This window comes from Polaribacter sp. R2A056_3_33, from assembly GCF_019278485.1.
Taxonomy (GTDB): Bacteria; Bacteroidota; Bacteroidia; order Flavobacteriales; family Flavobacteriaceae; genus Polaribacter.
Genome location: NZ_CP058984.1, coordinates 299,196 through 314,205, shown reverse-complemented (window position 1 = coordinate 314,205; position 15,010 = coordinate 299,196). Strand labels below are relative to the sequence as shown.

At 31.2% G+C, this 15,010-nt stretch carries 6 protein-coding genes and 1 pseudogene; all 7 read left to right on the top strand.

Translation table 11 applies throughout. The annotated features are described in order from the left end of the window. The 7 genes and pseudogenes from H0I29_RS01495 to H0I29_RS01470 all read left to right on the top strand — a co-directional run bounded on the left by H0I29_RS01495 (position 1) and on the right by H0I29_RS01470 (position 14,918). Positions 1-1,584 carry a carbohydrate binding domain-containing protein gene (locus H0I29_RS01495; protein WP_218754179.1) on the top strand — a complete coding sequence of 528 codons (1,584 nt, stop codon included), beginning with the start codon at positions 1-3 and terminating at the stop codon, positions 1,582-1,584. A gap of 766 nt (positions 1,585-2,350) precedes the next feature. Then, positions 2,351-4,987: a glycoside hydrolase family 3 protein gene (locus tag H0I29_RS01490; RefSeq protein ID WP_218754178.1), complete on the top strand. Its 2,637-nt coding sequence runs from the start codon at positions 2,351-2,353 to the stop codon at positions 4,985-4,987. A gap of 25 nt (positions 4,988-5,012) precedes the next feature. Then, on the top strand, positions 5,013-6,533 hold the full coding sequence (locus H0I29_RS18300; protein ID WP_254712678.1) for a SusC/RagA family TonB-linked outer membrane protein: 1,521 nt from the start codon (positions 5,013-5,015) through the stop codon (positions 6,531-6,533). A gap of 67 nt (positions 6,534-6,600) precedes the next feature. Then, positions 6,601-7,980, top strand: a pseudogene (locus H0I29_RS18295) (SusC/RagA family TonB-linked outer membrane protein); the annotation flags it as partial. Between the two features lie 12 nt (positions 7,981-7,992). Further along, positions 7,993-9,486, top strand: a complete 1,494-nt coding sequence (locus H0I29_RS01480; RefSeq protein ID WP_218754177.1) for a RagB/SusD family nutrient uptake outer membrane protein — start codon at positions 7,993-7,995, stop codon at positions 9,484-9,486. 425 nt (positions 9,487-9,911) lie between these two features. Further along, positions 9,912-13,223 (top strand): VCBS repeat-containing protein, encoded by a 3,312-nt coding sequence (locus H0I29_RS01475; RefSeq protein ID WP_218754176.1) that lies wholly within the window; start codon positions 9,912-9,914, stop codon positions 13,221-13,223. A 327-nt stretch (positions 13,224-13,550) separates the two neighbouring features. Beyond that, positions 13,551-14,918, top strand: a complete 1,368-nt coding sequence (locus H0I29_RS01470; protein ID WP_218754175.1) for an endo-1,4-beta-xylanase — start codon at positions 13,551-13,553, stop codon at positions 14,916-14,918. Positions 14,919-15,010: the final 92 nt, after the last annotated feature.

Genomic DNA, 15,010 nt, shown 5'->3' with positions numbered 1-15,010 from the left:
ATGATAAAAAATATAAATAATTTACTATTTAAGTTCGTTGCCATTGTATTGCCTTTAATATTATTGTGCACATCTTGTAGTGACGATGAAGAAAATACTTATTCGAGATTAAGTGGAATTTCAATGAAAACGCAACCCAAAGTAAAGTATGTTTTGGGAGAAACATTAGATCTTACCAGTATGATAATCACCTTAGGTGAAGGAGAGAATGGTGAAGATATACCTTATTCTTCTTTTGAAGAAAAAGGAATTACCACAGAGCCAACCAATGGAAAAGTATTAGATTTTTCTGATGAAGCCGTGATTATAACGGTAGGTAATACTGGAAAAGGTATGATTCAGGCCATAGATGTTACCAATGATATAGTAGAGCTTAGAGTAAAAACAGAACCTAAGACGAATTATGTAAGTGGAGAAATATTAGATTTATCTGACCTTGTAGTAACTACGGTACAGGAGGATGGAACCACAGCAGATGTGGCTTTTGCTGATTTTGGAAAAAAGTTTGCAACCACTCCTATGAATGGTGATGTTTTGGCCATAAATAATACAAGTGTTGTTATTTCTTATTTAGAAACAGAAGTAAAGGTTACTCAATCCATCAATGTAATCCCATTTGAACCAGTAAGCGCTACTTTAGTGACTGGTCCTACAAAAAATGTATATGATGTAGGTGAAAGGTTGAACCTTGAGGGGACAGTTGTTAATTATGTACTTCTAGGTGGTCTGGAGCTTGAGCTTTCTTTTAATGATTTTACTGCTTTCGGAATTACCACCACGCCGGCCAATGAGGAAAAATTGAAGGCTACGGATAATGAAGTTCAAGCAATTACTGCTACGGGAACCATGGTAGGAATACCTCTAACCGTAAACCAAATTAATGTTACTAGCATGACTTTGGAATTTAAACCTGATAAAACGCTTTATGCTGTTGGAGAATTAATAGACCTTAAAGGCTTAAGTGTAATTTTAGCCGTTACTGGAAAAGGTGACGTGAAAGTTGTCTCTGAAGATTTTGAAATCTATGGTATTACTACAAACCCAGCAGAAGGAACAGCTTATGTGGGTGGGACTTCGGAAATCGTTGTTAGTTATCCAGGTATTGCAGATACTATTTCCATATCCTTAGGATCGGAGATTATCTACGAATCTGATTTTACTGGCGGTATAGATGGTTGGACCAATCAAGGTTATGATGGTGGTTCTTCTAATGTTTATGCAGAAGAAGGAGTTATGATTTCTACAGATATTGTTCCTGGAACCAACCCATGGTCGCTACAATTGTATAAACCAAGCATTACTTTAGAGAAAGATGTAAAATATAAACTTACTATAGAATTAAAGGCCGTTACTGGTCAAGGAGGTTTTAATTTTAGCTTTTCCGTTGGTGATGGTGATGGGCGTCACGGTTGGGGTGCCTATGGCGCACAAGGAAGTGTATCACTTTCCGATTCAGAATACGCAACCTATGAAAATGTGTTTACAATGACGAATGATACTACAAATGCGGCTAGGATTTTATTGGATAATGGATATCAAACCAACGGTATTATGGTTAGATATGTTAAACTTGAAAAATTATAAACTTCCAATTAAAATACTTAATTTAAAGTGCTAGGTTCCTAGATTTTGAATAACATTAACCCTTTAATGTAATATTAAATTAAAGGGTTAATTAGAAATAGGGTTAAGGCTAAGAGATGATAAAATCATTTAGTCTTGACCCTATTCCTTTTTACCTAGTATAGAATTGTATTATTAAGAATTTATTAATAAAGTTTTAGTCTATATAATTTAAAATTTAAACAATTCTAGTTTCAATGTAGAGGAATTGTCTTGTCAATTAAACTTAAGTAAAAGTCAATCATACAGATAAATTAAATATCTAACAAAACAAACTCAAACTACCTGTTAAGAATAATTAGATAAGAAAGAGCATATCAAAAATTATAGACAGGTTCTACATTTATAAGCAAAGTTGGTTTTTCTTCTGCATTTTATTTTCCAAAAATGTTTAAAAGCACATTTTAGAAAATTTCCAACTGAAGTTATTATCAAAGAAAAAGAACAACTTTTTTCCTTTATATTTCTTGAATGTGAAATTAGCTACAAAAAGCTAATAGAAGTACTGTTTTATGGTATTTTACCTTAAAAAGATCCAAAATTAACAGCGTATGCATTCTTTCTTTTACTTAAAAGTACATCAACTTTCTATATTTGGATGGTAGTATGAGTTAATTATGCAGAAAAAATATCCCATAAGAAATATCATTTTAGAAATAGTAATTGTGGGTGTTTTAATATTGTTACTAGTTTTAATATTTAATTAATGATCTTGAATAAAAGTAAAATGAATATCAACAAACTAAAACCTAGAAGCGCTTTTAATATCTGCTTCCTTTCATTATTTCTTGTTTTTTCATGTAGTAAAGAAAATACTGAATTTAAATTTCAAAATGAATCTTTATCAACAGAAGAAAGAGCGACAGATTTAATTAGTTTAATGACCTTGAAAGAAAAAATATCTCAAATGAGATATGATGCACCTGCAATAGAAAGGTTAGGTGTGCCAGAATATAATTGGTGGAATGAATGTTTGCATGGAGTTGGAAGAGCTGGTGAAGCAACTGTTTTTCCTCAAGCAATAGGTATGGGAGCAACCTGGAATCCAGACTTAATTTTTAACATGGGAACTGTTGTTTCTGATGAGGCAAGAGCAAAATATCATCAGTTTATTAGTGAGGGAAAAAGAAGAATGGGGCAAGGTCTTACTTTCTGGACTCCGAACATTAATATTTTTAGAGACCCACGTTGGGGAAGAGGACAAGAAACTTATGGAGAAGATCCTTATTTAACAAGTAGAATAGGGGTAAACTATATAAAAGGTTTACAAGGTGATGATGAAAAGCATTTAAAAGTTGTAGCAACCGCAAAACATTTTGCAGTTCATAGTGGGCCAGAAAAATCGAGACATCAAGACAATTATGTAACTAATAAAAAAGATTTATACGAAACTTATTTGCCCGCTTTTGAAGCTGCTATAAAAGAAGCAAAAGTACACTCTGTAATGTGTGCTTATAATAGATATAATGATAAGCCTTGTTGTGGTAGCGATTTATTACTTCAAAAAATATTAAGAGAAGATTGGGGGTTTAGTGGATATGTAGTTTCAGACTGTTGGGCAATAAATGATTTTTGGGAAGAAGACAAACATGCTGTTGTAAAAACACCAGAAGAAGCAGCTGCAATGGCAGTAACAAGTGGTACAGATTTAAATTGTGGTAGTGTTTACGATCCTAATTTAAATGAAGCAGTTTTAAAACAGTTAATAAATGAAGAAGAATTAGATGTTGCTTTGGTAAGATTGTTTTCTGCTCGTTTTAAATTAGGGATGTTTGATGATCAGAACAATGTTAAATGGTCTAAAATACCTTACGATGTTGTAGCTAGTGAAAAGCATTACAAATTGTCAGAACAAATAGCCAAAGAATCTATGGTGTTGTTAAAAAATGATAATAATATTTTACCTTTAAGTAAGGATATAAAATCGATAGCAGTCATTGGTCCAAATGCAGATTCTAAACAAGCATTGTTAGGTAATTATCACGGAACACCAAAAAACTTTATTACACCGTTAAAAGGATTGCAAGAGAAATTGCCAAACACAACTATTAATTATGCATTAGGTTCTTACATTGCAAAAGAATGGCCAACCTTAAAAGCAATACCTAGTGAGGTTTTAAAAAATGAAAATGGTACAGGTCTTAAAGCTGAATATTACAACAATAGTAATTTAGAAGGAGAACCGGTATTGGTAAGAAACGATGCAACTGTAAATTTTATTTGGACACCTATTAGACCTATCGAAGATTTAAAATCGGATGATTTTTCAGTAAGATGGTCTGGAGAAATAGTACCAAAAGAAACTGGAGATTATAGAATTGGTTTAAAAGCAAGTAGCTATGCAAAGCTTTATGTTAACGATTCTTTAAAGTTTGAGTATAGTGCAGATTATGAGCCGAAATTAGAATATTTTAATGCAAAATTAAAAGCAAAAGAAGCTTATAAAATAAGAATAGAATATAGCAATACACTTTCAGACCCTCAAGCTCATTTAGTTTGGGCAAAATTAAATGAAGACTTATTATCACCAGCAATAAAAGCTGCAAAAAAATCTGAAGTTGTAATTCTTTGTTTAGGATTAACACCAGAAATAGAGGGCGAAGAAATGTCTGTTGTTATAGAAGGTTTTGATAAAGGTGATAGGTCTAAAATTACACTACCAAAAACACAGGTAGAATTAGTTAAAAAAATTCAGAAATTAGGCAAGCCAACAGTGGTTGTTTTAATGAACGGAAGTGCTTTGGCTATTAATTGGACGGCAGAAAATATTCCTGCCATTTTAGAAGCTTGGTATCCTGGTGAATTTGGTGGTAATGCAATTGCAGATATTCTTTTTGGAGATTATAATCCGTCAGGAAAACTACCACTAACTTTTTATAAATCTGTAAAAGATTTACCAGATTTTAAAAATTACAACATGGAAAATAGAACTTATAGATACTTTAAAGGAGAGCCTTTATTCTCTTTTGGTCATGGTTTAAGTTATGCTAAATTTGAGTATTCTAATTTAAAAATATCAGATAAAATTGCAAAGAATGATGATGTCGTTATTTCTGTTGATGTAAAAAATAACAGTAAATATTCCGGAGAAGAAGTTGTACAATGTTATGTTACGCATAAAAATGATACAATTAAAAATAACCCAATAAGAAGTTTGGTAGATTTTAAGAAAGTACTTATAAAATCGAACGAAACTAAAACAATAACATTTAAAATTCCATCTACAAAATATGCGAGAATATCTGAAGAAGGAAAAAAAGTAATAGAATCTGGAACGATGAATATTAGTATTGGTGGTAAACAACCAGATGTAAAGTTGTCATCAGAAAAGAATGTATTAGTAACTAAAGTTCAAATTCAATAAAATTAAATTACTCAAAATGATAAAAATGAAAATCGCGATCATAGCATTAGTTATGATATGTACTCAGAGTCTGTTTTCACAATCCAAGACTGTTAGCGGGACAGTAAAAGACGCTATGGGAGAATTATTACCTGGTGTTAGTGTAGTAGTAAACGGAACACAAAAAGGAGTACAGACAGACTTTGATGGTCTATTTAAGATTGAGAATATTTCGCCTACAGATGAGTTAGTTTTTGCCTATATTGGTATGACTGGTCAAACCATTTTAGTTGGAGATAGAACAAATATAGATGTTGTTTTAACAGCGTCTTTAGAAAGTCTTGATGAAATAGTTGTAGTAGCTTATGGTAAACAAAGTAGAAAAACAGTTACAGGTGCCATTGCAACAGTAGATGCAGCAGAAATGGCAGCATTACCAGTAACAAATGCAGAACAAGCTTTACAAGGTAGAGCTGCTGGTGTAACTATCGTTAATTCAGGAGCTCCAGGGTCTAGTCCTCAAGTTTTAATTAGAGGTTTAGGTACCTTTGGTAACAGTAGTCCTTTATATGTTATTGATGGTGTAATTGTAGGTAATCTTTCTGGAATTAGCCCTTCTGATATTGAAAATGTTTCGATATTAAAAGATGCTTCTACAACAGCATTGTATGGAGCAAGAGGTTCTAATGGTGTAGTTTTAGTAACCACTAAAACAGGTAAAACAGGTAGAGGAAAGTTAAATTTTTCTGCATATACTGGTGCTCAGGTGGTTACTAAAAGGTATAATCTTATGAACACTACTCAGTATTTACAATTTGCAGCTAATAACGATGTCTTTCCAGACAGACCTGCAGCAATATTTGAAAACAATACAGATTGGCAAGATGAAATATTTCAAGTAGGTTTAATACAAGATTATAAATTAGATTATTCTAAAGGAACAGAAAATAGCACACAATTTTTTTCAGCAGAATATTTAAAGCAAGAAGGAACAATTATTAATACAGGTTTCGATCGTTATTCTTTTAGAGCAAACAGTTCTTATACTACAGGAAAGTTTAAGTTTGGACAAACGATGTCTATATCACTAAGTAAGTCTAAAGGAGAACAAATGGGTGGTGGTAGAACACTAATAACACATGCTATTAAATCTGTTCCATTTTTACCTGTATACAATCCTAACAATCCAGGTGGTTTTCAGGGGCCTTCTAATGCTGGTGATGATCAAGATGCAGAAAATCCTGTTCGAATTCAAACACTTCCAACATTTAGTACCAATAATTTAGGTATTATTGGTAGTTTGTATGGTGAATATAACATTTTAGAAGGTCTTAAATTTAGAACCCAAATAGGTTTAGATTATTTTAATAGCAGAAATAGTACTTTTGTACCTAGTTTTTCTGATGATCCAAGCAATACACATTCACAAGACTTTGCTTCTTATAATGCAGATGCAAGTTGGGGGCAAGCCTTGGTATTTACAAACAGTTTAAACTATGTTAAAACATTTGCAGAAAAGCATAATGTTGAGTTTTTAGCTTTAGCCGAAAAAAACAGAAAATACTAGTTTAGGTTTTGGTGGTAGTGCAAGAAACCTTGTTACTGATGAATTACAGCAATTTGGATCAGATAGCCAAACTATTGGAAGTAATAATAGTAAAACAACTAGATTAGGTTATTTAGCACGATTAAACTATAATTATGATAGTAAATATATTTTCTCTGCTTCTGTAAGAAGAGATGCTTCATCTAGATTTGGAGCAAACTATCGTTGGGGTACATTCCCATCAGCATCTTTAGGTTGGGTTCTTTCTGAAGAAGATTTTATTGGAGATGATAGCAGTATTAATAATTTAAAACTAAGAGGTAGTTATGGTATTACTGGTAACGATGCTATTGGAGATTACAGATATGCTGCTACACTTGTTGGAGATTTTCAATATCCTTTAGGAGATACAAACGGAGCTGGTTTTACCGAAAATGGTGGTTCAAATCCAGATTTAAAATGGGAAGAAATTTCTATGTTTAATATAGGTCTTGATGTAGGTTTATTTAATAATAAATTTACGGCTAGTTTAGAGTATTTTAAAAACACAAGTGATGATTTATTAGTTCAATTACCAACGGCATTATCTTCTGGTTCTCATGCTGGTAACATTACAGCAAATGTTGGTTCTGTAGAAACAAAAGGTTTTGAAGCTATTTTTGGGTATAATGATTCTGAAGGAGATTTTATGTGGTCTGCTAATTTTAATATTGGTTCTAGTTCTAATAAAGTTTTATTTTTAGGAGTAGATGAAATTCCTGGATTTGCACTTCAAGATGCTGGGGTTAACGTTACAAATATTCAAGAAGGAGAATCTATAAACCATTTTTATGGTTATATTAGTGATGGTATTTATCAAAACCAAGCAGAAGTTGATGCTGTTTTTTCTGGAGATCCTACACAAACAGCTATTCAACCTGGAGATATAAGATATAAAGATATAAGTGGCGATGGAAAGATTGATGCTGATGATAGAACTGTGTTAGGAGATGGACTTCCAGATTTTACCTACGGATTAAATTTAAGTGCTAATTATAAAAACTTTGATGCTAGTTTGTTTATTACTGGTGTACAGGGAGTTGATGTATATAATACCGTTAGATTTGATTTAGAAGGAGGTTCTCGTAGAGTGTTTAATGGAACTACTGCTTTATTAGATAGTTGGACCCCTGGTAATTTAACTACTTCGATGCCAAGGTTTGGTGGGGCTACAGAAAACTTTGCGGTATCAGATAGATTTATTGAGAATGGTTCTTATACTAGATTAAAAAATATTAGTTTAGGATTTACAGTTCCAAACGATGTGTTTAACGGATACTTTACCAAATTTAGAGTGTATGCAAGTGCACAAAACTTATTAACTATAACAGGTTATAATGGATTAGATCCAGAATTAACATCTGGTGTAGATTTGGGAAGATACCCACAACCAAAATCATTCTTATTCGGAGTTCAAGTTTCATTTTAAAAAATAATAATCATGAAAAAATATAAAATTTTATTTCTGTTTCTTACAGGAGTTTTTGCCATAAATTCTTGCAGTACAAATGATCTCGAGTTATCAGATCCAACTCAAATAACCCCTGAAACTTATTTTGCGAATGAGGCACAAGTTCAGGCAGCTGTAAATGCAGCGTATGCTAACTTACAAACTATTGCTTTATACGGTAGAATGATGTGGTTTATGAATGACAATATGTCTCAAGAAGCCATGGAAGCCGGTGGTATGGAGCCAAATAAAGCAGTTTTTTTATACTTTACTTTTAACTCAACAACTAACTGGATTAGCGATTATTGGGATTCTTGTTATAGAGGTATCAATAAAGCAAATTTTGTAATTGGTAATGCGTCAATTATTGATGCAATTCCAGAATCTAAATTAAGTAATGCAACTAAGCTAAAATTTTATGCAGAAGCTAGATTTTTACGAGCACAATACTATTGGTTGTTAGTTAATAAATTTGGAGACATTCCATTAAGAAACGGAGACTTTACACAGCCAGAAGGAAAACCGATTAGTCCAAAAGCAGATGTAATTAAATTAATAATTGAAGATTTAGAATATGCTTCTACGAACCTTTTAGAAAAAGGAAATGAAGATGCAGGGAGAGCAAACAAAGGTGCTGCACAAGCATTTTTGGGAAAAGTTTTCTTGTATGAAAAAAGATATGAAGAAGCATTAGTATCATTCGAAAAAATGAAAGGGTATGATTTAGAACCTAATTATTTAGATAACTTTTTAGAAGAAACAGAGCATGGAATTGAATCTGTATGGGAAGTTCAGTACGATTTAACTTTAGGAACATCTGCTAAATGGAATTCAAATGTTCAAGGTCAAGGTCAAAACCACGCTACTTTTAGATCACAAGATTATGGGTCCATAGATTGGTCTGGGTCTGCCCCTTCAGATGATTTAGTTAATTCTTTTGAAGTTGGTGATAACAGATTAAATTACACATGCTATTTTGCTGGTGATACTTATAATAATGGAAATAGCACCTTTGAAGCAAGTAACTTTTTTGTAGGGAGAGGTTGGAGAAAATACCAAAACTATTATAAGCAACCAAATGAAGTACAAGAATCTGGAATTAATGCTAAAGTAATTCGTTATGCAGATGTGTTGTTAATGATGGCAGAGTGTGAAAATGAAAGACCAGGTGGTTCTCAAGCAACTGCAGTTGGCTTAATTAATAGAGTAAGAGCTAGAGCAGGAGCAACAGAAGGAGGGGTGTTTCCATTGTTATCAACTACACTTTCAAAAGAACAAGTTTTTGAAGCTATTGTACATGAAAGAAAAGTAGAATTAGCAGGAGAGCAAGTTCGTTTTGATGATCTTATTCGTTGGGATAGAGCTGCAACTTTTTTAGCCGGTACTGGTTTTCAGGTAGGTAAAAACGAATTGTGGCCAATACCTACTGCCGAAATTTCATCAAATCCAAATGTTACAAGTGCTGACCAAAACCCTGGGTGGTAATAAAAATTAATAATTTGAGTTGATTGATTAAAACGGCGTATTCTAACGAAACGCCGTTTTTTTTATTTTTAAAAATACATAACATCTAACTATTTTTTTTGCAATAAAGAAAATGAATTCTAAGACATACTAAAAAAGAAATTTACACTTGTCTCTGGAACAAAATTGAATATAGAATTTTAAAATATTGATGAGCAAACCAATGCGTATCAATTATAGATACTCATTAGTTGGTAGTGGAGTTGTAACTATCAATATTAACAACGCTGGTGGTGAGGTGTTTATGTGTGTAAATCTGTTTCATTAAATAATAAAGAGTTAAGAAAAAATAAACTTTTTATCAACCAAAAAATAGCCAATACAACATATTTTATAATCGTAAATAATAACAATGAATTATCCATATTGAAAAAAATAATATAAAAATGAAAGCTTATTTTAAACACATTTTATTATTGCTCACAATAATTACTCTTTGGAATTGTACATCAGCTGAAAAAGAAATTAATATAGAATCTACAAAAATTTTTAGTCAACTAAAAAATACGAATACAAATATCGATTTTCAAAATATTCTTACAGAAAACGATTCTATTAATTATTTCACGTATTCATATATTTATATGGGGGGAGGCGTTTCTGTAGGAGATATCAATAATGATGGTTTACCAGATTTGTACTTTACAGGTAACCAAGTTTCAAATAAATTATATCTAAATAAAGGGAATTTACAATTCGAGGATATTACAGATAAGGCTGGTGTTTCTGGAAGTAAGGAATGGCATACAGGAGTTACCATGGCGGATGTAAATAATGATGGTTTTTTAGATATTTATTGTTCCGTTTCTGGGAAATTTGGATCTAAAAAAAATCAATTATTCATCAATAATAAAGACAATACTTTTACAGAACAAGCACAAAAATATGGTTTGGCTGATGAAGGAAATAGCATAAATGCCACCTTTTTTGATTATGATAACGATGGAGATTTAGATGTTTATGTGGCAAATTATCCTCCTTTAAAATTTAGTTCTCCAGCATTTGTATATCAAATGAAAATGAAAAACGTAAAAAAAAATGAGTCTGATCATTTGTATAGAAATGATGGAAATACTTTTACAAATGTTACTGACGCAGCTGGTTTAAAAAGCTTTGGTTTGTCTTTAAGTGCAACAGTTGGAGATTTAAATAATGATGGATGGCAAGATTTGTATGTTTCAAACGATTTTAGCTCACCAGATTTTATGTACATCAATCAAAAAGACGGTACGTTTAAAGAAGTTGTGAAAAAAACAACTGCACACACTGCTTTCTATGGTATGGGAGTTGATATTGCTGATTTTAATAATGATGGAAATTTAGATATTTTTCAAGTTGATATGGATGCAAAAAGCAACCGTAGACAAAAATCAAATATGGCAAGTATGAATCCAGATTTATTTTGGAGTGTTGTAGATGCGGGCTTTCATTATCAATATATGCAAAACTGCTTTCAAGTAAATTCGGGAGTTTTTACTGATGGAAATCCATATTTTTCAAATGTTTCACGAATTACAGGTACTTCTTCTACAGATTGGAGTTGGGGTCCATTAATGGCAGATTTTGATAATGATGGCCTTAAAGATGTTTTTATTACAAATGGTACAAGAAGAGAAGTAAATAATAGAGATTTTTTTAATAAACTAGAAGATGCGAATCTTGGTAAAGAAAAATCTTTAGAGATGAGTTTGCAAATTCCATCAGAAAAAATAGATAATTTTATTTTTAAAAATAATGGAAATCTAAATTTTGAAAAAGCAAATAAAAAATGGGGAATAGAATACAAAGGGTTTTCTAATGGAGCAGTTTATGCAGATTTAGATAATGATGGAGATTTAGAAATTATTACCAACAATATAGACGATTATGCAGCTATTTTTGAGAATACAAGTGCTGAAAAAAGCAATTTCTTAAAGGTGAATTTCAAAGGAGGTATAAATAATAAATTTGGATTAGGAAATCGTGTTTATGTAAAAACTGCTGATAAAACTCAAATGCAAGAGTTAACGTTAACAAGAGGTTTTCAGTCTTCTGTAGCGCCAGAATTACATTTTGGTTTAGGTGCTACTTCTAAAATAGAAGAAGTAAAAGTTGTTTGGCAAAACGGAAATACACAAACTCTAAATAATGTTGAAGCTAATAATAATCTTGTTTTTAATTATGACGATGCAACAAAACCCATCATTAAAGAAGAAAAAGAACAAGAAAAATTATTTGTAACAGAGAATTCTGTGTTTCCAAAATACAAACATGAAGAAAATAAACACAACGATTTTGATACTCAGGTTTTATTGCCTCATAAAATGTCTTCATTAGGACCAGCTTTAGCAATTGGAGATTTAAATAATGATGGCTTAGAAGATTATTTTATAGGAGGATCAAAAGGTAAAACAGGCAGTTTATTTTATCAAACGAAAACAGGTTTTACAGAAGCAAGTACTAGCTTTTTAGAAGAAGATATTTTAAGTGAAGATTTAGGCGCTCTAATTTTTGATGCAGATGCAGATGGAGATAATGATTTGTATGTTGTTAGTGGGGGTTATGAGTTTGATGCAAAGTCAGAATTATTACAAGACAGATTATACCTAAATGATGGAAAAGGAAATTTTGTAAAAGCAAAAAAAGGAACTTTACCTGAGTTTATTTCTAGCGGCTCAAAAGTTTATAGTGCAGATTTTGATAAAGATAGTAAAGAAGATTTGTTGGTTTTAGGTCGTCAAACACCTGGACAATATCCATTACCTACAACAACCTATTTATTAAAAAATGTTGGTTCAAAAGGAAATGCAAAATTTGAGTTTTTTTCTGATGATTTTTCAAAACCTTTTAAAGATTTAGGAATGGCAACTTCAGCTGTTATTACAGATTATAATAATGATAATTGGTTAGATATTATTGTTGTTGGAGAGTGGATGCCAATTAAAGTATTTAAAAATAACAAAAATAGTTTTGTTGATGTTTCTAAAAAATTAGGATTGGATAAAAACACTACTGGTTGGTGGTGGAGCATAAATGAAGGAGATTTTGATAATGATGGCGATACAGATTATATTTTAGGGAATAATGGACTTAATTACAAGTATCAGGCAAATAAAAATGAATCTTTTGACATTTTTGTAAATGATTTTGATAAAAACAAAAAACAAGATATTGTATTAAGTTATTATAATGAAGGTAAACAATACCCTGTAAGAGGTAGATCATGTTCATCACAACAAATACCTGGAATTAAAAAGAAATTTAAAAATTATGAAAGTTTTTCTGAAGCTACTTTAATTGATGTTTATTCTGATAAAGCATTAGAATCTGCTTTACATTATAAAGTTAAATCGTTTGCAAGTATTTATTTAGAAAATAAAAACGGAAAGCTAATTGTACATAAACTTCCTCAAGAAGTACAAATTTCAAGTATTAATGAAATTATTGTTAAAGATTTTAATGACGATGGTAATTTAGATGCTTTAATAGCGGGTAATTTACAGATGTCTGAAGTAGAAACGCCAAGAAACGATGCTAGCTATGGTGGTTTTTTGGAAGGAGATGGTACTGGTGCTTTTAAAGCAATTTCAGGAAAGGAGTCAGGTTTTTTTGCATCAGGAGATGTAAAAGGAATGGGAGCAATTAGTAAAGATGAAAACAAGTATATAATAGTAGTGAGAAATAATGAAGAGGTAAGTTATTTAAAAATCAATAAATAATTTCAATTTTATCTTTACGGTAATTAAATGGAATAGAAGACAGTAAAAAACTATAAATGATGTATTTTTTTCACAAAATGCATTATTTATTATGTTTTAAGCAAGGAACAATCAATAATTTTAAGGTTCTAAATAAAAATATTTAAATTAATTATGAAAAGTGCTAATTTTTTAAGTCTACTTTTCTTTACAATAGTTTTTTTGAGTTTGATATTACTAGTTATAAAGCTGCGGCAGATAGCTTGAGAACAGTTACCCATTTATGAGAAAAAGGGTAATAAAATTAACCACCAATTTAAAAAAATAATAAATTTTAAAAAAGCATAAATGAAGTTAAAAAACCTATTTAATCTATTAAAGGTATTACCGTTATTTCTATTAATCATTTCTTGTGGAGGACCAAATGAAAGTGATGACCCAATAATAATACCAGTAGCAAAAGTTCAGGCAACTTTTAATATGTCAATTTCTCCATCAGATCCAAATGTAATGTTGTTTGATAACAAAACGGTTGGAAAGGGAGAGTTTATGAGTGAATGGGATTTTGGACAAGGAAATGGTTTCGTAGAAGATTTACCAGGAATAGAAGAAATAAGGTTTGATACTGATGGCACCTTTACCGTAACATTAAAGGTTACAAATGAGGCAGGTTTTACAGAAGATAGTAAAACGGTAGTTGTAAACAATGGAACTGGTGGAATATGCCCTAATGGAAATTGTACGTCAAATAGTTCTTCTGCTTTAAAAGATGCTACAACAACATTTTTTGTGGGTAATATTACAAGAGCCTCTAGAATAAACGCTGTCGGTAAACATACAGAGGTTTTAAAAAGTGATTTTTCTAGTATTACATCAGAATACGAAATGAAAATGAATGTAATGTATCCTTCTCAAGGTAATTATGATTTTAGTGCTGCCGATGTTATTGTAAATTTTGGATTTGATAATGCAATTAATGTGCATGGTCATGCACTAATTTGGCACAATGCAACTCCAGATTGGGTAAAAGATTTTGCTGGTTCAGATTCTGAGTTTGAAGCCATGGTAAAAGATTATATAACAACTACTGTTACTAGATATAAAGGTAAAATAGGCTCTTGGGACGTTGTAAATGAAGCAATCGAAGATGGAAGTGGAAACCCTTTAAGAAATTCTATTTTTAAACAAAAAATGGGAGATGATTATATTAAAAAATGTTTTCAATGGGCAAGAGATGCAGACCCAGATGTATTGCTTTTTTATAATGATTATAACATGGCGTCTAGTCCTGGAAAAAGAGCTGCAATGTTTAAAATAGTAGATAGTCTAGGCGATTTAATTGATGGTGTTGGAGCTCAAATGCATATTAATTATAATTTTCCATCAAAGTCAAATATTCAGGCAGTTGCAGATGGTACCGTATCCAGAGGATTAAAACTACATTTTGCAGAACTAGATGTTAGAGCAAACCCAGATAATGATCAAACTAGTTTAACGGCTGAAAGAGCCGATGAGCAAAAAGCAAAATTTAAAGAAGTTGTTCAAATTTATAATTCAATTCCATTAGATAATAAATACGCATTAACAGTTTGGGGTTTAAAAGATAATGAAACTTGGTTAATAAATTTTTGGGGTCATATAGATTGGCCACTAATGTATGATGATAATTTCAATAAAAAGAAAGCATATGATGGTTTCTTAGAGGGGTTACAATAAGTAAATAATAATTATTAAGTGAAGTTTTGAATTGAAAAACAGTTAAATATCTACATACGTTTAACTGTTTTTTTATCAAAAAAACTAGTTAA